The sequence below is a fragment of the Nonomuraea candida genome (genome assembly GCF_000725485.1).
Lineage (GTDB): Bacteria > Actinomycetota > Actinomycetes > Streptosporangiales > Streptosporangiaceae > Nonomuraea > Nonomuraea candida.
The window spans coordinates 129,015-152,376 of the sequence record NZ_JOAG01000006.1 but is presented as its reverse complement, the minus strand read 5'-3'; the positions used below and the strand labels follow the sequence as shown (position 1 = coordinate 152,376).

Sequence of the window (23,362 nt, the reverse complement as noted above, 5' to 3'; positions counted from 1 at the left end):
TGCCCCGCGGCGGCTCTGGTGACGCCCGCCCCCGTCGGCGGGCGGCCCCCGTTCCGGCCGGGCCGGGACGCGGGCCGCCCGGGACGGTCAGCGGACGGGCGTCCGGGAGGCCGTGGCCGCGCCGTTCGGGGCGCGCCAGCCGGCCACGACCGTCGCCCCGCCGTCGAGGGCCCGGGTCAGGGGGACCGTCACGGCCGTGGTGCCCCCGCGCGGCACGGTCACGGCGCGGCTGCCCGCCGTGCCCCGCGCGTCCCGGACGAACAGGTGGGCCTCGCCCGGGGCGGCGGCGCGCAGCGTCACCCGGACCCCGTCGCGGCCGGCGGAGGCGGCGGTCACCCGGCCGCTCTCGGCCGCCGTGGCCTCCGGTGCGCCGCCCGGCGGCACGCGCACGCGTACGGACTGCTCCAGCGACTGCGGCGAGTCGAGGCTGGACAGCGCGCTGTCCGGGATCACCGCGTCGGGCGGCGTCGTCGGCCGGTCCGGCGGCGGCCGGTAGCCGGGAAGGGCGGCCACGCCCCAGCGGTACGGGTCGCCCTGCACCCCGCCCCACGTCGACCAGCCGATCCGGGTCTGGCCGGTCCGGTCCTGCGTGTCGGAGTCGTACACCAGGATGTTGAGCCCCAGGTGATCGGGGTCCACGGCGCCCGGCAGCAGCTCCATCGGGATCGCCAGCTCCACGGTGTACTCGCCGTCGCCCGCCTTCGAGGCGACCCGCATGCCCGGCGCCGTCCGCTCGCCGGGGCCCTGCCGGTTGTCGGCGTCGCGCAGGTGGCAGGGCGGCCCCTCGGCCGTCACCGGGAGCACCGCGGCCTTGAAGGTCGTGGAGGTGTTCTCGGACGTGCCGCGCGGGTCGAGGGCGACCTCCACCGCGTCGGTGCGCCAGTGCCGCTTGCAGTCGGAGGCCGCCAGCCGCGTGCCCGGGACGTCGTCGCGCACGTGGACCAGCAGGTAGAGCGTGTCGTCGTGCCAGGTGACCCGGGCCGTGCCCGAGCAGTCGGCCGCCGACGCGCACGCCTCGCCCTCCCACAGGCGGGAGACGTCGAGCACGGCTCCCGGGTACTCGCCGTCGCCCGCGACCCCGTCCACGGCCGGCGCGGCGGCGGCCCGCGGCACGGAGGCGGCCGGGACCAGCTCCAGGGCCGCGCGGCCGGTGGCCGGCCCGTCCTGGCCGGTGACGGTGATCGTGTACGCGTAGTCGCCGCCCTCGTTGGACGTCTTCAGCGACGGGTCGGAGTTGGTGACCGTGAACGGCACCGTCGCCGTCGTCCCCGCCGCCAGCCCGGTGTAGGGGGCCTCGGTGCGGTCGGCGGTGAACCCGGCCGGCAGGTCCAGGCGGACGGTGCCCGAGCGGGCCGTGTCGCTCACGTTCGTCACCACCACGCCGACCTGCCTGGTGCCGCCCGACGGGAGCGTGAGCACGGGCGCGACCAGGCCACGCACCTGCGGCACGCCCACCTCGGCCGTCCACCGCTCGTACTGGGCCACCTGCGGCAGCGGCTGCTGCGCGCCGCGCACGGCCGGGCCGACCTCGACCTGCCGGTCGGTGTAGCCGCGGCCCCGCTCGGTGGCGAGCACGGCCGCGACCCGCGCCCGTCCCGCCGCCGCCCCCGCCGCCGGGGTCACCGTGAACGTGGCGGAACCACGCTTCCCCGCCCCGATCCTCCCCAGTTCGCCGGCCCCGCCCTGCTCACCGGCGTGCCGGGCGGTGGGCCCGGCTGGGCCGGCGTCGCGGGTGGCGGGTGCGCCGGTGGGGTCGCCCTTCCCGGCGACGGAGCCGGGGGTGACCTGCCAGCCGTCCGGCACGCGCAGCGTCACCGAGGAGCGGCCGAGCGGCTCGCGGGGCGGCGCGGTCACCTCGGCCGTCACCGTGAACGGCACCCCGGGCCGCACGTCGAAGGCGCCGGCGCGCAGGCCGAGCCGGGTGCCGAGCGGGACCGTGCCGGCCGCCCTGGTGAGCGCGCCGTCGAGGACGGCCGTCGGCGCCGCGGCGGCCGCGCTGCCCGGCTCGGGGAACGGCACCCGCGCGTCCACCTGGGTGAAGAAGTCACAACCGAGCCGGGCGGGATCGGCCGGCACGTCCGGGAAGCCGGCCCAGCCCTGGGAGGCGTACGTGCGCTGCGCCTCCCGCTCCACGGCCGCCCACGTCTTGCCCCGGCTCGGCGAGACCCGTCCGCTCCACACGCCGAACACGTTCTGTGCCGCGTTGGCGGGGCGGAACGTCGACGCGCAGGCGGGGCCGGTCTGCGAGGCGCCGCGCGCCCCGCCGGTCAGCAGGCGGGCCGGCGCGAAGGGGCGCAGCCGCTCGCGGGTGAGCTGCTCGGGGAACGCCTTCGGGTCGGCCGCCGCGTAGAACGCCTCGACGGCCAGCCGGGCGGCCTCCTGGTGGTTGCCGTGGTTGCCGGGCGTCGGGGCCGGGTCCATGGTCAGCAGGAGCTCGGGGCGGGTCTGGCGTACCAGCCGGACGACCTTCTCCAGGGTGTCGCCGCCCCACACCTGGTCGGTCAGCGGGGCGCTGACGGTGTAGTAGAAGTCGACGTCGTCGAGGTTGAACACCTCGCGCACGCCCGCCTTCGCGACCGCCGCGCGCTCCTCGGCCTCGCGCAGCAGCCCGAGCGCCGGGCCCTCCTCGGGCCCGACGGCGTTCCCGCCGCCCTCGCCCCTGGTGACGGTCACGACGCCGGTACGCACGCCGTGCTCCTCGTGCCACTGGCCGAGCGTCGACAGGGTGAACGCCTCGTCGTCGGGGTGCGCGCCGATGAACAGCGCGTCGAGGTCCACGGGGCCGGCCCCGGGCGACGGCTGCCCGGCCGGCGAGGTCTGCCCGGCCGGTGAGGACGGGGCGATCGCGGCGGGGACGGGCCCGTTCGTGATGAGCCCGTTCGGGACGAGTGCGGTGGGGACGAGCGCGGTGGGGACGAGCGCGAGCGTGACCACGGCGGACAGCGCCGCCGGCCGGGCCGGCCGGGCCCGGGGCGGGCCGCCGGACGCGGGGCGGGACGCGGATGTGATGCGCATCGGACCTCCGGAGTTAGTCGCGGACCGCCCCCTGGAGCAGGCCGCGGACGAAGTGACGCTGGAGGAACAGGTAGAAGATCACGACCGGGGTGGCCACGATGACCGAGCCGGCGGCCAGCAACGTGAACCCCGAGGTGTACTGCCCCTGGAAGAAGGCCAGGCCCAGCGGCGCGGTGCGCAGCGACTCGCTGGTCACCATGATCAGCGGGATGAGGAACTCGTTCCACGTCCACATGAAGACCAGCACGGTCAGCGTGACGATCGCCGGCCGGGCGGGCGGCAGCAGCACCCGCCACAGGATGCGCCAGCTCGACGCGCCGTCGATGCGGGCCGCCTCGACGATCGCCCGGTTGGAGGCCCGGAAGTAGGCCCGCATCCAGAACGTGCCGAACGCCACCGACAGCGCCACCTGCGGCAGGGAGATCGACCAGAACGTGTCGATGAGCCCGAGCGTGCGCAGGTCGAAGTAGAGCGGCACCGCCACGGCCTCGCTCGGCATCATGATCCCGAGCAGGAACAGGTAGAACAGCACCGACCGGCCCCGGAAGCGCATCGTGCCGAACGCGTAGCCGCTCATGATCGACAACACCACGCTGACGACCACGACGAACGCCGACACCGCGAGGCTGGTGCGCAGGTAGTCGCCGAACCGGCCGATCTCCCACGCGGCGGCGAAGTTGGCGAGCCCGGCCGTGCCGCCGCTGTCGGCGGGGCCGAGCGCGGCCGTGAGGATCACCACGACGGGGGCGAGCGCGAACGCCGCGAACACCGACAGGATGACGTAGTTGGCCACCCGCTCCCCGCGCGAGATCACCTCGCCCTCCCGTCTCCGCTGCCCCGGCGGGTGCTCACGCCGCCCTTCCGAAGGTCTCGTGCGGACGCGCGCTCCCGCCCGGGCCGGCGCCCACCCGCGTGCGCCTCCTGCCTGCTCCTGCCCCCGTGGTGGCGCGCGGTCACGTGGTTCTCCTGTCGGCGAAGCGGTTGACGGCCAGCGAGATCACGAAGATCACCACGGTCAGGGTGACGCCGATGGCCGCGGCCGACCCGACCTGGCCCAGCCCGAAGGCCCGGTGGTAGACCTCGTACGACGGCACGGTGGTGGAGGTGCCGGGGCCGCCGCGCGTGGTGACGTACACCAGGTCGAACGTGCGCAGCGCCGCGATCACCGTCAGCGTCAGCGCCACCGCGACCTCCCCGCGCACCGACGGCAGCGTGACCGCGAAGAACTCCCGCACCGCGCCCGCACCGTCCAGCCGCGCCGCCTCGTAGAGTTGCGGCGGGATGCGGCTCATCCCGGCCAGCAGCAGCACCGTCACCAGCCCGGTCTCGAACCACGTGCCCACCACCCCGACCGCCGGCAGCGCGAAGGCGTGCTCGCCGAGCCAGCCGCGCGTCAGCGCGTCCAGCCCCAGCGCGCCGAGCAGGTCGTTGAGCGTGCCGTCGGGGGCGTAGACGCGCCGCCACGCCACCGCCACCACCACCATGGCGATGACCTGCGGCAGGAACACGACGGTGCGGAAGAACCCGAGCCCGCGGACCTTGGCGTGGTTGAGTGTCGCGGCCAGCGCCAGCCCGATGACCAGCGGCCCGGCCGCGTAGAACAGGATCAGCACCAGGGCGTGCCCGAACGCGGCCCGCAGCCCCTCGTCGGCGACGACGGCCACGTAGTTGTCCAGCCCGGCCCAGGTGCCGAGGGTCAGGCCGTCCCAGTCGTACAGGGAGATCTGCACCGCCCGCCCGATCGGATAGAGCAGGAAGGCGGCGTAGACGGCGAAGGCGGGCAGCAGGTAGAGGTAGGCGACGCGCCGCGGCTCGCCGGGGGGTGCCGCCATGCTCAGCCGTTGCTCTCGGCGAAGGTCTTGTAGTCCTTCTCCAGCGTCGCCAGGAACTCCCGCGGGCTCGCCTTCCTGGCCAGCAGGTCCTGCAGCGCCGCGCCCAGCGTGTCGGCGAACGTCGGGGTGGCGTAGTCGAGGTACGGCACCAGCCCGTCCTTCCCGCTGACCGTGGAGAACGCGGTGAAGACGTCCCGCTGCGCCCCCTCGGGCACGGTCTGCTCGCCGGTGTCGGCGACCGGCAGGTTGCCCGTGTCGGTGAGCACCTTCATCGCCTCGGCGTTGGTGATGAAGTCGATGTAGGCCGCCGCCGCGTCCGGGTGCGGGCTCTTGGCCGTGATCGCGAACGGCAGCCCCGTCCCGCCGGTCGCCACCGGCGGCGCGCCGGCCGTGACGCCCGGCGGCAGCATGAACCCGAGCCGCTCGCCCAGGGCCTCGCGCAGGTCGGCCAGCAGCCAGGTGCCGGCGATCAGGAAGACGCCCTGGCCCTTGCCGAACGCCTGCCAGGCCGCGTCGTAGCCCTGCCCGTTGAAGCCCTTGGCGAAGTAGCCCCGGTCCACCCAGCTCACGAGCTGCTCGGCGGCCCTGACGTTCTCGGGGGTGTTCCAGGAGGCGCCCTTGCGGCCGAAGGCCAGGGCGCCGATCTGCCCGGCGGGCACGCCGCGGCTCTGCACGGTGCCGAAGACGTGCACGGCCGGCCACTTGTCGAGGTTGCCGAACTGCAGGGGCACCTCGCCGGCGGCGGCGGCCTTGGCCAGCGCGGCCTCGAACTCGGCCCACGTCCTGGGCGGGGAGACGCCCAGGGCGGTCAGCTTGGCGGAGTTGTAGAAGATGCCGACGACCTCGCCGACCTGCGGCAGGCCGTACAGGTTGCCCTCGCCGAAGACCTTGCCGTCGGCGCTGTAGCGCGAGTACTTCAGCACCGACTCCGGGTAGCGCTCCTTCCACCCGTACGCCTCGGCGTAGGCGTCCAGCGGGCGCAGCTGCCCGGCCTTGACGAACGCGCCCATTGAGGAGCGGCCGTTGTTGGCCTCCACGACGTCCGGCGGCTCGTTGCCGCTCAGCGCCAGGCGCAGCGTGGTGGTGAGGTCGTCGAAGGAGCGGGAGACCCGCTTGAGCGTGATGTTGGGATATTTCGCCTGGAAGGCGGCGTTGAGCCGCTCCATCTGGGCGGCCTGGCCGCCGCGCACCTCCTGGTCCCAGACGGTCAGGGTGACGTCGCCGAGGGAGGCGGGGTCGGTGTTGACCGGCGTGGCCGACGCCCCGGCGCGGGCGCCGGAGGGCTGCGCGGGCGGGGCGCCGGAGCCGGGCGCGCACCCGGCCAGGGCCAGGGCGCTCGCGGCCAGCAGCGCGAGCGCCGCCCGCGCACCTCGGGGTCGTCGCTTCGGGGCGATCATGGCTGCTCCTTTTGCGCGGGCACGCGGGGCGGGTCCTGCTCCTCCCCTTCGGACGGGGAGGGCGTCTCGCCCCGGGCGCGGGCAGGGGTCGGGGAAGCGGGCGGCGGCATGCCGACGTCGGCGTAGCGGGCGATGGTGGCGGCGGCGCGGCGGACCGCGCCCACCGGGACCGACGGCACCAGCCGGTCGAGGAAGGCGTAGCGGCGGGCCAGCGCGCTGCCGTACGCGCCGCTGTGGTCGGCCGCCGCGCGCACCTCGTGCCACCAGTCGGCGATGTCGCCCCAGCCCGGCGCGGCCAGCGAGCCGCCGAACTGCTGCACGGCCAGCGCCGCGCACACCCCGGCGAACGCCAGCCGGTCGGCCAGCGGCCAGTTGCACAGCGTGCCCAGCACGAAGCCGGCGCCGAACACGTCGCCGGCGCCCGTCGGGTCGAGCGCCGTCACGCGCGGCGCGGGCACGAACGCCTCCTCGCCCGTCGTCGAGTCGATCGCCATGGCCCCGTTGGCGCCGTCGGTCACCACGGCCAGCGGCACGTGGTCGGCGATCACGTAGAGCGCGTCCCTGGCCGTCTCGGTGCCGGTGTAGGCCATGGCCTCGGTCGCGTTCGGCATGAACGCGTGGCAGACGGAGAGCTGGTCCAGCAGCGAGCGCGGCCAGACGCCCGACGGGTCCCAGCCCACGTCGGCGAAGATCAGCGCGCCGTCGCGGTGCGCCAGCTCCGCCCAGTTGCTCGCGCCGCCGGGCGTGCCGAGCGGCTCCTCCGCCGACAGCGTCACGATCACCGCGCGGGAGCGGGGCGGCCGGCCGATCAGCTCGGAGGCCGTCAGCGGGGCCGGATGGCCGTGCGTGACCATGCTGCGGTCGCGGTCGACCGCCATCGAGACCGTCACCGGCGAGTGCCAGTGCTCGAAGCGCCGCGACCGCGACAGGTCCACCGCCTCCTGCTCCTCCAGCGTGCGCCAGCAGAAGTCGCCGTAGTCGTCGTCGCCGAACGCCGCCGCCAGCGACGTGCGCAGCCCCAGCCGGCTGGTCGCGATGGCCAGGTTGGCGATGCCGCCCGGGCACGAGCCCATGCCCTCCGCCCAGATCTCCGTGCCGGCCGCGGGCATCGCGGGCAGCCCCGTGAAGATGATGTCCAGGAAGACGGTCCCGGCCAGGAAGACGTCGAACTGCGGACCCTCGGGGGTGCGCTCGCCGGCGAGAGGGTCGTACGCCTGGACAGACACGGGAATGGGTCCTCCTCGACACACCGGGATGTGCGCAATCTTGCACGTTTACTCGCCCGATTCAAGTGTTTACCTGCGGGCGATTGATGGAAGATGCTTACTTGTGCGCGATTTTGACTGATAGGATCCGGCCGTGCTCCAGCGCCTCAGGCATGCCGAGATCATGCGCCGCGTCCGCAGCTCGGGGGCCACGAGCGTGCGCGATCTCGCGAGCCAGCTCGGCGTGAGCCCGTCCACCATCCGCAGGGACCTCGAGGTGCTCGACCGCGACGGCACCCTGCGCCGGGTCCGCGGCGGCGCCCTGGCCCGCGCCGGCACCGGCGCCGACATCGGCGCCGGCGGGCACGTGGCGCTCGACGCCGACGCCGCGCGGCCCTTCGCCGCGGTCGACGCCACCGACGAGCGCGAGAAGGAGGCCGTGGCCGCGCGCGCCGCCGGGCTGGTCGGCGACGGCGAGGTGATCCTGCTCGACATCGGCACGACCACCATGCGGCTGGCCAGGCGGCTGCGCGGGCGCCGCGTCACCGTGGTCACCTCCAGCCTCGCCGCGTTCGACGTGCTGCGCTGCGATCCGGAGGTCGAGCTGCTGCTGCTCGGCGGCAGGCTGCGGCGGCCGTACCACTCGCTGGTGGGGGTGCTGACCGAGGCGGCGCTGAGCCAGGTGGTGGCCGATCGGGTGTTCCTGGGGTGCAGCGGCGTGCGCCCCGACGGGCAGCTCGTGGACAGCACGCTCGCCGAGGTGCCGCTCAAGCGCGCCATGATGGCCGCGGCCGGGCAGGTGGTGCTGCTCGCCGACCGCCACAAGTTCCCCGGCACGGGCGCGCTGCGGGTCTGCGGGCCCGAGGACGTCGACGTGCTCGTCACGAACGAGGGCGCGGACGAGCCGACGCTGCGCGCCTGCGCGGCCGCGGGCACCCAGGTCCTGCTGGCCTAGGGCGCGGGGCCCGCCGGGCGCCGGAGAAGAGGTCCCGTTCAGGTGAAGGGGTGAGGATGAGGCTGGCCGTTCTCGGGGGCGGAGGGTTCCGGGTTCCGCTCGTGTACGGCGCGCTGCTGCGCGACACCGCCAGGCCGCGCGTGGAGGAGGTCGTCCTGTACGACGTCTCGCCCGCCCGGCTGGAGACCATCGCCCACGTGCTGCGCGACCTGGCCGCCGGCCACGACGCCGCGCCCCGCGTGCGCACCACGACCGACCTGGACGCCGCGCTGCGCGACGCCTCGTTCGTCTTCTCGGCCATCCGCGTCGGCGGGCTGGCGGGCCGCACCGCCGACGAGCGGGTGGCGCTGGAGCTGGGCCTGGTCGGCCAGGAGACGACCGGTCCCGGAGGCGTCGCGTACGGGCTGCGCACCGTGCCCGTCGCGGTCCGCGTGGCCGAGCGGATCGCCGCCCTCGCGCCCCGCGCCTGGGTCATCAACTTCACCAACCCCGCCGGGATGGTCACCGAGGCCATGCGGCGCGTGCTCGGCGACCGCGTGATCGGCATCTGCGACTCGCCGGCCGGGCTGGTCCGGCGGGCCGCCGCCGCGCTCGGGCTGGACCCGGCGCGCGTGTCGCCCGGCTACGTGGGGCTGAACCATCTCGGCTGGTTGTGCGACCTCACCTACGAGGGCCGCGACGTGCTGCCCGGCCTGCTCGCCGACGACGCGGCGCTGCGGCGGGTCGAGGAGGCCCGGCTGCTCGGCCCGGACTGGGTGCGGGCGCTGGGGGCGCTGCCCAACGAGTACCTGTACTACTACTACTTCGCGCGCGAGTCGGTGGCCGCCGGCTCCGGGCCCACCCGCGGGGAGTCGCTGCTGGAGCAGCAGGAACGCTTCTACGCCGGCGTGCGGGCCCGGCCCGGTGACGCGGCGGCGCAGTGGCGGCGGGCCCGCAGGGAGCGCGACACGACGTACATGGCCGAGGCGCGCGACGCCACGGGCGCGGGCGAGCGCGACGCGGCCGACCTGGAGGCCGGGGGCTATGAGGGCATCGCGCTCGCCCTCATGGCGGCCATCGCCCGCGGCGAGCCCGCCACCATGATCCTCAACGTGCGCAACGGCGCCGCGGTGCCGGGGCTGCCCGAGGAGGCCGTCGTGGAGGTGCCCTGCGCGGTGGACGGCTCCGGCGTGCGGCCGCTGGCCACCCGCCCGCTGCCCGGCCGTTTCCTGGGCCTGGCGCAGCAGGTCAAGGCGGTGGAGCAGACGGCCATCGAGGCGGCGCTGACCGGGTCGGAGCCGCTGGCGGTGGCGGCGTTCGCGCTGCATCCGCTGGTGGACTCGGTGACGACGGCGCGCCGCCTGCTGGACGGCTACCGCGCCCGCGTCCCGGAGTTGGCGGCCGTCTTCCCCGGCTGACCGGGCGTCTTCTCCGGCTGGCCGGGTGTCCTTCCCGCTTGGCCGGGCGTCTTCTCCGGCTGGCCGGCGGTCTCGGCCCTGGCCGCCGCGGTGGCCTGGATGCCGGCGTCCAGGAAGCGGCCGATCACCTGCCGCTCCTGGGGGGTGAACGTCTCGATCGCCGCCGTCAGGTGCCGCCCCAGCGGGGCGAAGAAGCGGCGGGCGAGCTCGGCGGCCTGCTCGTTGAGCACGACCTCGACCTTGCGGCGGTCGGTGGCGCTGCGCCGCCGCTCCACGTGCCCGGCGTGCGCCAGCCGGTCGATCAGGGCGGTGGTGGCGGGCGGGCTGAGGTTGAGCGCCGCGCCCAGGCCGCCCGGAGTGAGCGGGGTGCCGGCGCGGGCCGCGTCGAGGATGACGACCAGCGCGTTGAGGTCCGTACGGTGCAGCCCGTGCCGGGCCGCGAAGCGCTCGGCGAACCGGTCGCTCTCCACGTTCAGCGCGCGCATCATCACCATCAGCCGGAACGCGTCCGGCGCCGTCACGGTCCGCCCCGGGTTGCTGCCATGAGGACCATCATTCCATAATCGAAACATTCCATGATGGAAAGACCTCAGGACGGAGACCTCATGGCACGGCGCCCGGCGACGGCGTCCCGCGAGCCCGGCCCGCCCCGGGAGCCCGGCCGGTCCCCACGCCCCGGCGCGCCACGGGACCCGGGACGGTCGCAACCGCCCGGCGCGCCCCGCAACCCGGGCCCGCCCGGGGACCCCGGCCTGCTGCCCGGTCTCGGTCCCGGCCGCGTCCTGCTGCTGGGCGTGCTGGCCAGCGCCGCCATCACGGGGCTGATCTGGCTGCTCGGCGGGCGGCTGCAGGGCATCGAGTTGCTGCCCGACCAGGGCGCCTCCTGGTACTACTGGAAGCTCCCCGACCCCACCGTCTGGACCCGGCTGTCGGCCTGGCTCGGCTACGCCGCCCACCAGATCGCGTTCTGGTGGCTCATCCACCACGCGCGGACCAGGGTCCGCCGCTACACCGGCGGCCTGCACCGGGTCAACGTCGTCGCGCTGGCCGTCAACACCGGCTTCATCGCGCTGCACGTCCTGCAGACCCACCTGTTCTACGACGGGCTGGCGCAGGACGTGTCGATCTTCAGCTCGCAGGGCTCGGTGATCCTGCTGCTGGTGGCCGTGCTGCTGATGGAGAACCGGCGGCGCGGCCTGTTCTTCGGCAGGCCCGCGCCCCTCGGCCGGGCCGTGGCCGGCTTCGCCCGCCGCTACCACGGCTACCTGTTCTCCTGGGCGGCGGTCTACACGTTCTGGTACCACCCGGCCGAGGCGACCTCCGGCCACCTTATCGGCTTCTTCTACATGTTCCTGCTGCTCCTGCAGGGCTCGCTCTTCCTCACCCGCGCGCACACCAACCGCTGGTGGACCTTCACCCTGGAGGCCACGGTGGCCGTGCACGGCACGCTGGTGGCCGTCATGACCTCCGGGCCGGACGGGATGTGGCCGATGTTCCTGTTCGGCTTCCTCGGGGTCTTCGTCGTCACCCAGATGCACGGGCTCGGCCTGCCGGCCGCCGCCCGCTGGGCGCTGGCCGCCTGCTACGTGGCCGCCGCCACGCTCGTGTACGGCCTGCGCGGCGACCTCCCGGGCGCGGTGGCCGAGCCGGTCCGGATTCCCGCGATCGAGTACGTCCTGGTCGGCCTGCTCGCCCTGCTGACCTGGCTGGGCCTGCGCGCCGCCGCCCTGCTGCGCCGCCCCGCGCCCGCCGAACACCCGGACCCCCGGTAACCGGCACCCGCTCAAGAAAGTTCCGGTCAGCCGGCGTTCCAGCCGTGGGTCTTCATGAGCCGGGCCGCGACGCGGGCGAAGCGTTCGCCGTCGAGCACCGCGCCCTCACGCCTGATGTCGTCCTCGTCCAGCACGAACACCCGGTCCAGCCGTACGTGCGACACCCGGCCGTCCCGGTCCCAGGCCCCCAGCTCCAGCCAGTCGGGCCCGTCGCCGCCCCTGCTCGACACCATCAGCCCCAGCAGCCGCCGCCCCGTGCGGCCCACGATCAGCAGCGGCCGGTCCTTGCCCCGCGACGGGTCCTCTTCGTACGGCACCCACGCCCACACGATCTCCCCAGGGTCGGCCAGGCCGTCGAGGTCGGGGGAGTAGGCCAGGGTGACGGTCTCCCGCGGGGAACGGATCTCGCGTACCGCACCCCGGACCGGCCGGGGGTCCTCTTCTGGATCACGCATCCACCGGAGCATACGGACCGGCCGGGCCTCAGGCCAGCCCGTGAGAGGCCTGCGCTGCGCCCAGGATCTTTGTCTAGAATCTCATTCTGTGTCGTCGACGTCAGCGTTCTTCACGCGCAAGGGGGACGAGTTCGTCCCCGCCCCGCACGCCCGCGGCCCCTGGTCCTCCGACATGCTGCACGGCCGCCTGCTCGGCGGGCTGGCCGCCCGCGCCCTGGAGGAGCGCCACGCCGAGCCCGGCCTGCACTTCGCCCGGCTCACCGTCGACCTGTTCCGCAACAGCCCGCTGCTGCCGGTCACCGTGGAGACGGCGCTGGTCAGGGACGGGCGCCGGATCAGGGTGGCCGACGCCACCCTCTCCACCGAGCAGGGCGTGATCGGCCGGGCCAGTGCCGTGCTGCTGCGCCAGGGCGAGCAGCCCGACGGCCGGCGGGCGCTCGTCACGCCCGCCTGGGACGAGCCGCCGCCCCAGGAGCCGCCGGCCGCGGGCGACGGCTGGCGGCCGCCGTTCGACCTGTGGTGGGTGAGCCCGTTCGGCGAGCCCGGCCGGGCGTGGATGCGGGAGAGCCACCCGCTGGTGGACGACGAGCCGCTGACGCCGTTCGTCCGCGTCGCGCTGGCCGCCGACTTCGCCAGCCCGCTGGCCAACGCCCAGGCCGACGGGCTGCGCTTCATCAACGCCGACTACACGCTGACCCTGGCCAGGCTGCCCGAGGGCGAGCTGGTCGGGGTGGAGTCGACCGGGCACGTGAGCGCCGGCGGCGTCGCGGCGGGCCAGGTGACCATGCACGACACCGCCGGACCCATCGGCTTCTGCGTGGTGACCGCGGTCGCCAACCCCGTGCTGGGCCGGAAGGGCTGAGGGGCGGGCCGGTACGCGCCGCCCGCCGGCCCGCCGGGCCCCGTGCCGGGCCGGGCCGGAAGGGTTGAGGGCTACGCCGGGCTTTCCGTGCGGTCGCCGGACCAGTCGGTGTGGAAGGTGCCCTCCTTGTCCACCCGGTGGTAGGTGTGCGCGCCGAAGTAGTCGCGCAGTCCCTGCACCAGCGCCGCCGGAAGGCGGTCGCGGCGCAGCCCGTCGTAGTAGGCCAGGGCCGAGGAGAAGCCGGGCGTCGGCACGCCGATCTGGATCGCGGTGGTGACCACGCGCCGCCACGAGTCCTGCGCAGCCTCCAGCGCGCCGGCGAACGTCGGGTCGGCCAGCAGCGTGGGCAGGCCCGGGTTGGCGTCGTAGGCCGCCCGGATGCGGTCGAGGAACTTGGCCCTGATGATGCAGCCGCCCCGCCAGATCGTGGCCATGGCGCCCAGGTCGAGGTCCCAGCCGTATTCCTTCGAGGCCGCCGCCATCTGGTCGAAGCCCTGGGCGTAGGCGACGATCTTGGAGGCGTACAGGGCCTGGCGCACGTCCTCGATCAGCTCGCGCCCGCCGACGGAGGACAGCTCGGGCCCGGCCAGCGAGCGCGCCGCGGCCCGCTGCTCCGGATGCCCGGACAGCGCGCGGGCGAACGTGGCCTCCGCGATGCCGGTCACCGGCACGCCCAGGTCGAGCGCGCTCTGCACGGTCCAGCGGCCGGTGCCCTTCTGCTCGGCCTGGTCCACCACGACGTCGACGAACGGCCGGCCCGTCTCGGCGTCCACCTGGTCGAGCACCTCGGCGGTGATCTCGATCAGGTAGGAGTCGAGCTCGCCCCGGTTCCACTCCCTGAACACCTCGGCCAGCTCGGCCGGCGTCGCCCCCAGGGCCTGCCGCAGCAGGTCGTACGACTCCGCGATGAGCTGCATGTCCGAGTATTCGATGCCGTTGTGCACCATCTTCACGAAGTGCCCGGCGCCGTCGGGGCCCACGTGCACCGAACACGGCACGCCGTCCACCTTGGCCGAGATGTCCTGGAGGATGGGGCCGAGCGCCTCCCACGACTCCTTCGACCCGCCCGGCATGATGCTCGGGCCGTTCAGCGCGCCCTCCTCGCCGCCGGAGATGCCGGTGCCGACGAAGTGCAGGCCCCGCTCGCGCAGCGCCGCCTCGCGCCGCCGGGTGTCCTCGAAGTGCGCGTTGCCGCCGTCGACGATCATGTCGCCCGGCTCCATCAGCTCGGCGAGCTGGTCGATCACCGCGTCGGTGCCCGCCCCCGCCTTCACCATGATGATCGCGCGCCGCGGCCGCTTCAGCGAGGCCACGAAGCCGGCGAGGTCTTCCGACGGCACGAACGTGCCCTCCCCGCCGAACTCCCGCACCAGCGCCTGCGTGCGGCTGTGCGACCGGTTGTGCACGGCCACGGCGTAGCCGTGCCTGGCCAGGTTGCGGGCCAGGTTGCGCCCCATGGTCGCCAGGCCGGTGACGCCGATGTCTGCCAAGTCCATTTCAGCTCCTCTTCAAGGGATACGCATGATCCAGCTCGGTGGTTCGCAGAGATATTCCCTCGTCAGTCGCTCTGCCGGACACCGAGCTCGTCGAGCCGGTCCAGCATGTCCGCCGGGTCGGAGTAGACCCGGAACGCGCCCGCGCGCTCCAGCTCGTCCCTGCCGTAGCCGCCGGACAGCAGCCCGATGCCGAGCGAGCCGGCCCGGCGGGCGGCCAGCAGGTCCCAGACGCTGTCGCCCACCACCATGGCATGCGCCGGATCCACCCGGACCAGCGCCGCACCGGCCAGGAACAGGTCGGGGTCCGGCTTGGCCCGCCGCACCAGGTCACGGGTGACCATCGGGGTGTCCTCCGGCAGGCCGAGCATGCCCAGCGCGAGACGGGCGGTGCGGGCGTACCCGCTGGTGCAGATGGCCCACGGCACGCCGCGCGCCGACAGCTCCGCCAGCAGCTCCGTCGCGCCGGGCAGCGGCTTGACCGAGCCGACCTGCTGCTCGTACGCGTCGGCGTGGGTGGTCTGCAGCTCGTCGATCTGCTCGCGGGTCAGCTTGAGCCCGGTCTCGCGCAGCAGCGCGCTGACGAACAGTCCGCCGCTCATGCCGATCCGGCGGTGGATGCGCCACACCGACAGGTCGATGCCCATCCCGGACAGCGCCTGGCGCCAGGCCACCACATGCTGATAGACGCTGTCGATCAGGGTGCCGTCCAGGTCGAACAGGAACGCGGGCGTGGGTGCCTCCGGGAAGTCGTACATGCGTCCATGACACCATGACGAACATGCGGATCATCATCGCGGGTGGACACGGGAAGATCGCGCTGCGGCTGGCCGCCCGGCTCGGGTCGGGCGCGGTCGGGCTGGTGCGCAACCCGGCGCACGTCGCCGACGTCGAGGCCACGGGGGCCCAGGCCGTGGTGTGCGACCTGGAGCGGGCGGACGTCGAGGAGGTCACGCGGATCGTACGGGGCGCCGACGCCGTGATCTTCGCGGCCGGCGCGGGCCCCGGCAGTGGCGCGGCGCGCAAGGACACGGTGGACCGGGCCGCGTCCGTGCTGCTCGCCGACGCGGCCGAGCGCGCGGGCGTGCGGCGCTTCATCCAGATCTCCTCCATGGGCGCCGGCCGGCCACCCGCGCCGGGCTCCGACGAGGTGTGGGCCGCCTACATCACCGCCAAGACCGAGGCCGAGGAGGACCTGCGCCGCCGCGACGGGCTGGCCTGGACGATCCTGCGGCCGGGCCGCCTGACGGACGAGCCCGGCACGGGGCTGGTGCGGCTGGCGCCCGAGGTGCCGCCGGGCTCGGTGCCGCGCGACGACGTGGCCGCCGTCATCATGGCCCTGCTGGAGAACCCCGGCACGGCCCGCCGCACGCTGGAACTCGTCTCGGGCGACACCCCCGTCATCGACTGGGTCGCGACGGAGTGAACCGACGACGTGCTCGGCCGCATCGACGAGATCGTGCCGCCCGGGAGGAGGCTCCCGGCCGGGGTCCCCGAGCCGGGAGCGGTCGGAAGGCTTTGCCGATCACTGGCATTGGCATGCGGCGCGCGCGGCTAGATGTCCCCTGAGTACGAGGGGGACAAAGATGTCGGACATGCCGTTCAGGTCGTTCTTCGGCGGGGACCCGTTCCGCGGGTTCGAGGAGCTCACGGGCCGCGTGTTCGGCGGCATGGAGGGCTGGCCGCCGTCCCGGCCCAGCGTCCAGCGGGTGGACGTGGGCCGGCTGCTCAGCGCCGAGGCCAGGGAGGCGCTGAGCCGGGCGGTGGAGGGCGCCGGCCGGCGCGGCGCCGCCGACCTGGACGTGCTCGACGTCCTCGACGCGCTGATCGACGCCGGCTCCGTCCAGGCGCTGCTGCGCACGGCCGGGGTGGACGCCGGACGGCTGCGCGACCGCATCGACGCCGCCGCCGGCCCCGGCGCGGCCGCCGAGCCGCCCGCCACGCTCTCCCCGGCCGCCAAACGGGCCATCCTCGACGCCCAGCGCATCTCGCGGGCGCTGCGGTCGTCGTACATCGGCCCCGAGCACCTGCTGCTCGCGCTGGCCGCCAACCCCGACTCGATCGCCGCCCGCCTGCTCCAGGAGCAGGGCGTCTCGGCGAACGAGCTGCAGCGCGCCCTGCTGTCCGGCGCGGCCGGGCCGGGCGGCGGCGGGGCCGCCGCCGGTGGTGACGGGCGCGGCGCCTCGGAGACGCCCTCCCTCGACGAGTACGGCCGCGACCTCACCGAGGAGGCCAGGCAGGGCCGCGTCGACCCGGTCGTGGGCCGCGAGGACGAGATCGAGCAGTGCATCGAGGTGCTGTCGCGGCGCACCAAGAACAACCCGTGCCTGATCGGCGAGCCCGGCGTCGGCAAGACCGCGATCGTCGAGGGCATCGCCCAGCGCATCGTGAACGGCAGCGTCCCCGACACGCTCAAGGACCGCCGCGTCGTCGCGCTCGACCTGACCGGCATGGTGGCCGGGTCGAAGTACCGGGGCGAGTTCGAGGAGCGCATCAAGAAGGTCATCGACGAGGTGCGGGCGCACGCCGACGAGACCATCGTCTTCATCGACGAGGTGCACACGCTGGTCGGCGCCGGCTCCGCCGAGGGCGGCATGGACGCCGCCAACATCCTCAAGCCCGCCCTGGCCCGCGGCGAGCTGCACGTCATCGCCGCCACCACGATCGACGAGTACCGCAAGAACATCGAGAAGGACGCCGCGCTCGAACGCCGCTTCCAGCCGATCCTGGTCGCCGAGCCGACCGTGGAGCAGACGGTCGAGATCCTGGCCGGGCTGCGCGACGCGTACGAGGCCCACCACCAGGTCCGCATCACCGACGAGGCGCTGCACGCCGCGGCCAACCTGTCGGCCCGCTACATCTCCGACCGGTTCCTGCCCGACAAGGCCATCGACCTCATCGACCAGTCCTCGGCCCGGGTCCGGCTGCGCTCGCGCACGCCCGGCAGCGACGTGCGCGAGCTGGAGCAGCGCCTCGACGGGCTGCGCCGCGACAAGGACCAGGCCGTCTCCTCCGACGACTTCGACCGCGCCAAGGAGCTGGCCGCGCAGATCGACAAGCTCCGGCCCGAGCTGGACCGGGCCAGGCAGGGCGCGGACGCCGTGCCGCAGGTCATGGTGGAGGACATCGCCGAGGTCGTCTCGCGCCGCACCGGCATCCCCGTCACCCAGCTCACCGAGCAGGAGCGCGACCGGCTGATGCGCCTGGAGGAGCACCTGCACGAGCGCGTCATCGGCCAGGACGAGGCCGTCGTCGCGATCGCCGAGGCCGTGCGCAGGGCCAGGGCCGGCCTGTCGGACCCGAACCGCCCGATCAGCAGCTTCCTGTTCCTCGGCCCCACCGGCGTGGGCAAGACGGAGCTGGCCAGGGCGCTGGCGGCGGCGCTGTTCGGCGGCGAGGACCACATGGTGCGCATCGACATGAGCGAGTTCCAGGAGCGCCACACGGTCTCGCGGCTGATCGGGGCGCCGCCCGGCTACGTCGGCTACGAGGAGGCGGGCCAGCTCACCGAGGCCGTACGCCGCCGCCCGCACGGCGTGATCCTGCTCGACGAGATCGAGAAGGCCCATCCCGACGTCATGAACATCCTGCTGCAACTGCTCGACGACGGCCGCCTGACCGACGGCCAGGGCCGCACGGTCGACTTCACCAACACGATCGTCATCATGACCAGCAACATCGGCGCCCAGCTCATCCTCGACGCCGGCGATCCCGGGCGGCTGGAGGAGCAGCTCATGGACCTGCTGCGGCACTCCCTGCGGCCGGAGCTGCTCAACCGCATCGACGAGACGATCATCTTCCGGCGGCTGGAGCGCGAGCAGCTCCGCCTCATCGTGGACCTGCTGCTGGAGCGCACCCGGCAGCGCCTGCGCGGCCAGGACGTGACGCTGGAGGTCACCGACGCGGCCAAGGACTGGCTGGCCGGGCGCGGCTACCAGCCCGAGTTCGGCGCCCGGCCGCTGCGCCGCACGGTGCAGCGGGAGCTGGACAACCGGCTCTCGACCATGTTGCTGACGGGGGAGGTCCGGGAGCACGGGAAGGTGACGGTGGACGTCGAGGGCGACGCCCTCCGCCTCAGAGCCCACGACCCCGGACCGGCCACCTGATCCGGGGTGCGCGCCGGGTAGGTCAGCCCAGGGCGGTGCGGGCCCGGTGGCCGCACTCCTCGTGGGTGAGCCCGGCCAGCGCCTCGCGTACGGCGGGGACGCACACCGGGGCCATGGACAGGCTCGTCACGCCCAGGCCCACCAGCAGCGGCGCGATCAGCGGGTCGCCGGCCGCCTCGCCGCACACCCCGACGGGCTTGCCCGCCTCCCGCCCCGCCCGCGCGCACAGGGCGATCAGCTCCAGCAGGGCCGGCTGACGCGGGTCCAGCAGGTCGGCCAGGGCCGGGTGCTGGCGGTCGGCGGCGAACGTGTACTGGGCCAGGTCGTTGGTGCCGATGCTGAGGAAGTCCACCTCCCGCAGCAGCCGCCCCGCGCGCAGGGCCGCCGCCGGGACCTCGACCATCACGCCCACCTGCTCGATGCCCCTGGCCCTGGCCCGGCGGGCGAAGCCGGCCGCCTCCTCCGCCGTGGTGACCATCGGGGCCATCACCCACGGCCGCGTGCCGGTGTCCCGGGCCGCCGCGGCGATCGCGTCGAGCTGGGTGTCGAGCACCCCGGGCAGCAGCCGGTCCACCCGCAGCCCCCGTACGCCCAGGGCCGGATTCTGCTCGGCCGGCAGGCCGAGGAAGGGCAGCGGCTTGTCGGTGCCCGCGTCGAGCGTGCGCACGACCACGCTCTCGGCCTGCTCGAACACCTCCGCGTACGCGCCGACCTGCTCCTCGAACGACGGGGCCCGCTTGCGGTCGAGGAACAGGAACTCCGTCCTGAACAGCCCGACCCCCTCGGCCCCCACCCCGGCCAGGCCCGCTTCCGTCCCCGCCGGGCGGAGGTCGGCGGCGGAGCCGATGTTGAGCAGGAGCTTCACCGGGTGGCCGTCGGCGGTCCGGCCCGGGCCCCGGCTCGTGCCCAGGAGGGTCCTGCGGGCGGTCTCGGCCCGGGCCACCTCGGCCGTCTCCAGCTCGGTGAGGCCGATCGCGATCTCCCCGGTGCCGCCGTCCACCCCGATCACCGTGCCGTCGTCGAGGTCCATGACGCCGCCGCAGGCCACCACGGCGGGCAGGCCCCGGCCCCTGGCCAGGATCACGGTGTGGCTGGTGGGGCCGCCGCGCTCGGTGACCAGCGCCAGCACGTCCGGGCCCAGCCCCGCGGTGTCGGCGGGGGAGAGGTCGGTGGCGACCAGCACGTACGGATGGCCGGGGGAGGGGAGGCCGGGCATGGGCAGGCCGAGCGCGGAGGCCACCGCGCGGTGCCTGAGGTCGTCGAGGTCGGCGGCGCGTTCGGCGAGGTGGCCGCCGAGTGCCGCCAGGGCCTCGCGGTGCCGGGCGAAGGCGGCGTCGAGGGCGTGCGCGGCGTCGTGGCCGGCGCCGGTGAGCCGCTCGGCCTCCTCCAGCAGCACCGGGTCCTCGGCGATCATGGCGAGCGCCTCCAGGATCTCGGCCGCCTCGCCGCCCGCGGCCATGGCCCGGCGGTTGAGCTCGGCCGCGACCGCCGCCAGCGCCTTGGCCACGGTGGCCGCCTCCGCGCCCGGGTCGGTGACGGCGCGCGGCGCGGGCAGCTCGGGCGGCCCGGCCAGCCGCATCACCGGCCCGGCCGCCCGCCCCTGGCTGACCCCCAGCCCGCTGAGCCGCCCGGCCGCCCCCGCCCAGGAGCCGCCGCCCTGACCGGGGGTGCCGCCCTGACCCGCGGTGCCGGTCGGGGCTGTTGGGCCGGGACGGGGAACGCCGGTGTCAGGCATCGAGGGCCTCTTCCGCGTCCAGGTCACGGGAGAGCAGCGCCGCGAGCGTCTCCAGGGCCTCCTCCGCCCCGGGGCCGTCCGCCTCCAGCGTGACCTCCGTGCCCTGCACGGCGCCCAGCGACAGCACCCCCAGCATGCTCCTGGCGGGCACCGTCTTCTCCCCGGCCCTGATCGTCACCGGCACCCCCGCCTTCGCGGCCGCCTGCACGAACAGCTTGGCGGGCCGCGCGTGCAGACCGCCGGCAGAGGCCACGGCCACCGTTCGCTGCGCCATCGCAAACCTCCTTCAGGGTTCTATGGTGACCTTGATCGCCGCGCCCCGGCTGACCAGGTCGATGCCGTCGAGCACGCGGGACAGCGGCAGCCGGTGGGTGATCAGATCGGACACCGGCACCGCCCCCTCGGCCACCAGCCGCAGGGCCTCGGCGTTGTCCGCGGGGCTGGAGCCGTTCGCGCCGACGATGGTCAGCTCGCGGTAGTGCACCAGGTTCGCGTCGAGCGCGATGACCGGGTCGTCCTTGGGCAGCCCGCCGAAGAAGCTGATCCGGCCCTGCCTGGCCGCCATCCGCACGGCCTGCTCCTGCGCCGCGCCCGACGCCGCCGCCGTGATCACCACGTCGGCGCCCCGGCCGCCGGTCAGCTTGAGCACCTGCTCCACGGGGTCGCTGTCGATGGCCGCGTCGGGGCGGACCAGCTCGGCGGCCATCGCGAGGCGCTGGGCGTTGACGTCCACCAGGAACACCCGGGCCGCGCCGCGCGCCCGCGCCAGCCGCACGTGCAGGCAGCCGATCGGGCCCGCGCCCATCACCACCACGTCGTCGCCGGGGCCCACGCGCGCCAGCGACTGGCCGTTGAGCACGCACGCGAGCGGCTCGGCCACCGACGCCTCGGCGAAGCCGACGCCGTCGGGGATGGCGTTGACGCCGTTCACGGCCGGCACCTTGGCCGGCACGATCATGTACTCGGCGAAGCCGCCGTCGTAGTGGTAGCCCATCGACTCCTGGTCGGGGCAGACCGTCTGGCGGCCCCGCCGGCACTCGCCGCACGCGCCGCACGGGATCGCGGCGATCACCTGCACCCGCGCGCCCGTGCCGACCACCTCGCCGGAGATCTCGTGGCCCATCACGCGCGGCGGCACGATGTGGTGGTGCCCGAACTTGAAGATCTTGGCGTCGGTGCCGCAGGTCGAGCAGTTGCGTACCCGGATCTTCAGCTCGCCGGGGCCGGCGACCGGCTCCGGCGCCTCCTCGATCCTGATGTCGCCCGGCGCGTGGAAACGCGCGACCTTCATCCCGTCAGCTCCTTCATCACGTGGGAGACCTCCGTGGCCTCGCGCAGCGCCCGCGCCCGTTCGGGGTCGAGCAGGATCTCGGCCAGCTCCGCCAGCAGCGGGACGTGGCCGTTGTCTTTGGCGGCGATGCCGACGCACAGCGTGACGCGCTCGCCGTCCCAGTCGACGCCGGCGGGGAAGCGGACCACGCAGAGCGCGTCGCGCAGGATGTCCGCCTTGGCGGCGCCGGTGCCGTGCGGGATGGCCACGCCCTCGCCGACGTAGGTGGAGAGGGAGCGCTCGCGCTCCAGCATGGCCTCGATGTACGGCTCCGCGACCGCCCCCACCTCGACCAGCGCCCGCCCGCACCGCCGGATGGCCGCGGCGCGGTCGGGCGCGCTCTCGCGCAGCAGCACGGCGCGCGGGTCGAGCAGGTCGTCACGCATCGACCGTGCCGCCGTTCTTGATGGTGTTCACCAGCCGCGTCACCGCCGGGTCGCCGAGGAAGATCTGGAACGGCACCAGGACCTTACCCGGGGCGGCCGCCTTCGCACGCGCGGCCAGGCCCGCGTGGCACAGCACCACGTCGGCGTCGTCGGGGATGGCGTTGACCGGGGTGTGCTCCACGGTCACGCCGGTCTCCTTGAGCTGCTTCCTGAGCTGGGAGGCGAGCATCACGCTGCTGCCCATGCCCGCGTCGCAGGCCACGATGATCTTGCGGATGTCCTTGCTGTCGATGCCGGCCATGGCTCAGCTCTCCTTCTGGGTGACGGTTTCCTCTGACGCGGCGGGCTCCGCCTTCTCGCCCCTGCCGAAGCCGAGCAGGACGGCCGCGACGGCGAACGTCACGCCGGCCGCCACGAGGATGCCCAGGCTGGAGCCGAGCCAGCCGCCCTTCGGGGTGACCGCGAGATAGGCGAAGATGCTGCCCGGCGACGGGGTGGCGACCAGGCCGGCCCCGGTGACCATGAACGTGAACACCCCGGCCGCGCCGCCCGCGATGACGGAGAGGATGAGGCGGGGCTTCATGAGGACGTACGGGAAGTAGATCTCGTGGATGCCGCCGAAGAAGTGGATGATCATCGCGGCGGGCGTGCTCGGCCGCATCGCGCGCGGCCCGAACAGCAGGAACGCCAGCAGCAGGCCGAGGCCGGGCCCCGGGTTCGACTCCAGCATGAACAGGATCGACTTGCCCGTCTCCGCGGCCTCGGCCACGCCGAGCGGGCTCAGCACGCCGTGGTTGATGGCGTTGTTGAGGAACAGCACCTTGGCCGGCTCGATCAGCACCGAGGCGATCGGCAGCAGGTTGCTGACGATCAGCCATTCGACGGCGTTGCCCGCGGCGGTGGTGACGGCCTGCACGACGGGGCCGATGCCGTAGAAGCCGACGATGGCCATCGCGCCGCCCACGATGCCGGCGGAGAAGTTGTCCACCAGCATCTCGAATCCGGCCTTGGTCCGCTGCTCAGTGAACTTGTCCACATATTTCAGGATCCAGGCCGTCAGCGGGCCGATGACCATGGCGCCGAGGAACATCGGCGCGTCCGTGCCCACCACGACGCCCATCACGGCCACCGCGCCGACGACCGCCCCGCGCTGCCCGTGCACCATCCGGCCGCCGGTGTAGGCGATGAGCACCGGAAGGAGGATCTTGATGATCGGGTCGACCATCTTCGCCAGCGACTCGTTGGGCAGCCAGCCGGTCGGGATGAACAGCGCGGTGATCAGGCCCCAGGCGATGAACGCGCCGATGTTCGGCATGATCATGCCGGCCAGATGGCCGCCGATGCGCTGGATGGTGGCCTTGACCCCGGTTCCGGTGACCGGGGGTGTGTAGGTGTCGGCCATGGACGTGCTCCTTCAGGGGG

General features: G+C 74.4%; 21 protein-coding genes. 6 read left to right on the top strand and 15 right to left on the bottom strand.

Features of this window, described 5'->3' with window-relative positions; genetic code table 11:
* Window positions 1-87: 87 nt before the first annotated feature.
* From IO39_RS05985 to IO39_RS05965, 5 genes are all read right to left on the bottom strand, one after another.
* Window positions 88-3,015: a sugar-binding protein gene (locus IO39_RS05985; protein WP_084772339.1), complete on the bottom strand. Its 2,928-nt coding sequence runs from the start codon at window positions 3,013-3,015 to the stop codon at window positions 88-90.
* Between the two features lie 13 nt (window positions 3,016-3,028).
* Window positions 3,029-3,829 carry a carbohydrate ABC transporter permease gene (locus tag IO39_RS05980; protein ID WP_043617211.1) on the bottom strand — a complete coding sequence of 267 codons (801 nt, stop codon included), beginning with the start codon at window positions 3,827-3,829 and terminating at the stop codon, window positions 3,029-3,031.
* Window positions 3,830-3,968: 139 nt separating this feature from the next.
* The gene (locus IO39_RS05975) at window positions 3,969-4,847 is read right to left on the bottom strand and encodes a carbohydrate ABC transporter permease (protein WP_043617208.1); all 879 of its coding nucleotides are present in this window, start codon (window positions 4,845-4,847) and stop codon (window positions 3,969-3,971) included.
* Window positions 4,848-4,849: 2 nt separating this feature from the next.
* Window positions 4,850-6,244, bottom strand: a complete 1,395-nt coding sequence (locus IO39_RS05970; RefSeq protein ID WP_043617205.1) for an extracellular solute-binding protein — start codon at window positions 6,242-6,244, stop codon at window positions 4,850-4,852.
* Window positions 6,241-7,470, bottom strand: a complete 1,230-nt coding sequence (locus tag IO39_RS05965) for a carbohydrate kinase family protein (protein WP_043617201.1) — start codon at window positions 7,468-7,470, stop codon at window positions 6,241-6,243. Before IO39_RS05965 ends, IO39_RS05970 begins: the two co-directional genes overlap by 4 nt.
* 133 nt (window positions 7,471-7,603) lie before the next feature.
* Between IO39_RS05965 and IO39_RS05960 the strand changes: the two genes are divergently transcribed.
* Complete coding sequence (locus tag IO39_RS05960) at window positions 7,604-8,404, top strand: DeoR/GlpR family DNA-binding transcription regulator (RefSeq protein ID WP_043617198.1); 801 nt, start codon at window positions 7,604-7,606, stop codon at window positions 8,402-8,404.
* A gap of 56 nt (window positions 8,405-8,460) precedes the next feature.
* Window positions 8,461-9,801 carry a 6-phospho-beta-glucosidase gene (locus tag IO39_RS05955; protein ID WP_043617195.1) on the top strand — a complete coding sequence of 447 codons (1,341 nt, stop codon included), beginning with the start codon at window positions 8,461-8,463 and terminating at the stop codon, window positions 9,799-9,801.
* Here IO39_RS05955 and IO39_RS05950 read toward each other — a convergent pair.
* Entirely contained in the window at window positions 9,756-10,322 is a 567-nt protein-coding gene (locus IO39_RS05950; protein WP_063765221.1) for a MarR family winged helix-turn-helix transcriptional regulator, read from the bottom strand. The two genes, IO39_RS05955 and IO39_RS05950, sit on opposite strands and share 46 nt — an antisense overlap.
* An 84-nt stretch (window positions 10,323-10,406) precedes the next feature.
* Here IO39_RS05950 and IO39_RS05945 point away from each other — a divergent pair, with 84 nt between their 5' ends.
* Entirely contained in the window at window positions 10,407-11,573 is a 1,167-nt protein-coding gene (locus tag IO39_RS05945) for a hypothetical protein (protein ID WP_245641827.1), read from the top strand.
* Between the two features lie 26 nt (window positions 11,574-11,599).
* On the opposite strand, the gene IO39_RS05940 is transcribed toward IO39_RS05945, so the two are convergent.
* A complete protein-coding gene (locus IO39_RS05940) occupies window positions 11,600-12,028 on the bottom strand; it encodes a type II toxin-antitoxin system PemK/MazF family toxin (RefSeq protein ID WP_043617489.1) in 429 nt (142 codons plus the stop codon).
* A gap of 88 nt (window positions 12,029-12,116) precedes the next feature.
* On the opposite strand from IO39_RS05940, the gene IO39_RS05935 reads away from it, so the two are divergent.
* Complete coding sequence (locus tag IO39_RS05935) at window positions 12,117-12,890, top strand: acyl-CoA thioesterase domain-containing protein (protein WP_043617192.1); 774 nt, start codon at window positions 12,117-12,119, stop codon at window positions 12,888-12,890.
* Window positions 12,891-12,961: 71 nt separating this feature from the next.
* Here the strand turns inward: IO39_RS05935 and gnd are convergent, their stop codons facing one another.
* Window positions 12,962-14,386 (bottom strand): NADP-dependent phosphogluconate dehydrogenase, encoded by a 1,425-nt coding sequence (gene gnd / locus IO39_RS05930; RefSeq protein ID WP_043617188.1) that lies wholly within the window; start codon window positions 14,384-14,386, stop codon window positions 12,962-12,964.
* 62 nt (window positions 14,387-14,448) lie between these two features.
* Complete coding sequence (locus IO39_RS05925; RefSeq protein WP_043617185.1) at window positions 14,449-15,141, bottom strand: HAD family hydrolase; 693 nt, start codon at window positions 15,139-15,141, stop codon at window positions 14,449-14,451.
* A 23-nt stretch (window positions 15,142-15,164) separates the two neighbouring features.
* Between IO39_RS05925 and IO39_RS05920 the strand changes: the two genes are divergently transcribed.
* Entirely contained in the window at window positions 15,165-15,809 is a 645-nt protein-coding gene (locus tag IO39_RS05920; protein ID WP_043617486.1) for an SDR family oxidoreductase, read from the top strand.
* Window positions 15,810-15,969: 160 nt separating this feature from the next.
* Complete coding sequence (locus tag IO39_RS05915; RefSeq protein WP_043617182.1) at window positions 15,970-18,489, top strand: ATP-dependent Clp protease ATP-binding subunit; 2,520 nt, start codon at window positions 15,970-15,972, stop codon at window positions 18,487-18,489.
* 22 nt (window positions 18,490-18,511) lie between these two features.
* On the opposite strand, the gene ptsP is transcribed toward IO39_RS05915, so the two are convergent.
* Genes ptsP through mtlA form a run of 6 tightly spaced genes read right to left on the bottom strand, consistent with a single transcriptional unit; the run spans window position 18,512 to window position 23,342 of the window.
* On the bottom strand, window positions 18,512-20,224 hold the full coding sequence (gene ptsP, locus IO39_RS05910; protein WP_084772335.1) for a phosphoenolpyruvate--protein phosphotransferase: 1,713 nt from the start codon (window positions 20,222-20,224) through the stop codon (window positions 18,512-18,514).
* Window positions 20,217-20,498, bottom strand: a complete 282-nt coding sequence (locus tag IO39_RS05905; protein WP_043617179.1) for an HPr family phosphocarrier protein — start codon at window positions 20,496-20,498, stop codon at window positions 20,217-20,219. The genes ptsP and IO39_RS05905 overlap by 8 nt, the downstream gene beginning before the upstream one ends.
* A 12-nt stretch (window positions 20,499-20,510) precedes the next feature.
* Entirely contained in the window at window positions 20,511-21,515 is a 1,005-nt protein-coding gene (locus IO39_RS05900; protein WP_043617176.1) for a zinc-dependent dehydrogenase, read from the bottom strand.
* The gene (locus tag IO39_RS05895) at window positions 21,512-21,940 is read right to left on the bottom strand and encodes a PTS mannitol transporter subunit IIA (RefSeq protein ID WP_043617173.1); all 429 of its coding nucleotides are present in this window, start codon (window positions 21,938-21,940) and stop codon (window positions 21,512-21,514) included. The genes IO39_RS05900 and IO39_RS05895 overlap by 4 nt, the downstream gene beginning before the upstream one ends.
* Window positions 21,933-22,241 carry a PTS sugar transporter subunit IIBC family protein gene (locus IO39_RS05890; protein WP_043617169.1) on the bottom strand — a complete coding sequence of 103 codons (309 nt, stop codon included), beginning with the start codon at window positions 22,239-22,241 and terminating at the stop codon, window positions 21,933-21,935. The genes IO39_RS05895 and IO39_RS05890 overlap by 8 nt, the downstream gene beginning before the upstream one ends.
* A gap of 3 nt (window positions 22,242-22,244) precedes the next feature.
* Window positions 22,245-23,342 (bottom strand): mannitol-specific PTS transporter subunit IIC, encoded by a 1,098-nt coding sequence (mtlA, locus tag IO39_RS05885; protein WP_043617166.1) that lies wholly within the window; start codon window positions 23,340-23,342, stop codon window positions 22,245-22,247.
* Window positions 23,343-23,362: the final 20 nt, after the last annotated feature.

Excerpts from the sequence above, each read along its gene's own strand:
- IO39_RS05900 (WP_043617176.1), bottom strand. The coding sequence starts at position 21,515 with ATGAAGGTCGCGCGTTTCCACGCGCCGGGCGACATCAGGATCGAGGAG.
- IO39_RS05955 (WP_043617195.1), top strand. The coding sequence starts at position 8,461 with ATGAGGCTGGCCGTTCTCGGGGGCGGAGGGTTCCGGGTTCCGCTCGTG.
- IO39_RS05920 (WP_043617486.1), top strand. The coding sequence starts at position 15,165 with ATGCGGATCATCATCGCGGGTGGACACGGGAAGATCGCGCTGCGGCTG.
- mtlA (WP_043617166.1), bottom strand. The coding sequence starts at position 23,342 with ATGGCCGACACCTACACACCCCCGGTCACCGGAACCGGGGTCAAGGCC.
- IO39_RS05975 (WP_043617208.1), bottom strand. The coding sequence starts at position 4,847 with ATGGCGGCACCCCCCGGCGAGCCGCGGCGCGTCGCCTACCTCTACCTG.
- ptsP (WP_084772335.1), bottom strand. The coding sequence starts at position 20,224 with ATGCCTGACACCGGCGTTCCCCGTCCCGGCCCAACAGCCCCGACCGGC.
- IO39_RS05970 (WP_043617205.1), bottom strand. The coding sequence starts at position 6,244 with ATGATCGCCCCGAAGCGACGACCCCGAGGTGCGCGGGCGGCGCTCGCG.
- IO39_RS05890 (WP_043617169.1), bottom strand. The coding sequence starts at position 22,241 with ATGGCCGGCATCGACAGCAAGGACATCCGCAAGATCATCGTGGCCTGC.
- IO39_RS05925 (WP_043617185.1), bottom strand. The coding sequence starts at position 15,141 with ATGTACGACTTCCCGGAGGCACCCACGCCCGCGTTCCTGTTCGACCTG.
- gnd (WP_043617188.1), bottom strand. The coding sequence starts at position 14,386 with ATGGACTTGGCAGACATCGGCGTCACCGGCCTGGCGACCATGGGGCGC.
- IO39_RS05945 (WP_245641827.1), top strand. The coding sequence starts at position 10,407 with ATGGCACGGCGCCCGGCGACGGCGTCCCGCGAGCCCGGCCCGCCCCGG.
- IO39_RS05985 (WP_084772339.1), bottom strand. The coding sequence starts at position 3,015 with ATGCGCATCACATCCGCGTCCCGCCCCGCGTCCGGCGGCCCGCCCCGG.
- IO39_RS05940 (WP_043617489.1), bottom strand. The coding sequence starts at position 12,028 with ATGCGTGATCCAGAAGAGGACCCCCGGCCGGTCCGGGGTGCGGTACGC.
- IO39_RS05905 (WP_043617179.1), bottom strand. The coding sequence starts at position 20,498 with ATGGCGCAGCGAACGGTGGCCGTGGCCTCTGCCGGCGGTCTGCACGCG.
- IO39_RS05915 (WP_043617182.1), top strand. The coding sequence starts at position 15,970 with ATGTCGGACATGCCGTTCAGGTCGTTCTTCGGCGGGGACCCGTTCCGC.
- IO39_RS05895 (WP_043617173.1), bottom strand. The coding sequence starts at position 21,940 with ATGCGTGACGACCTGCTCGACCCGCGCGCCGTGCTGCTGCGCGAGAGC.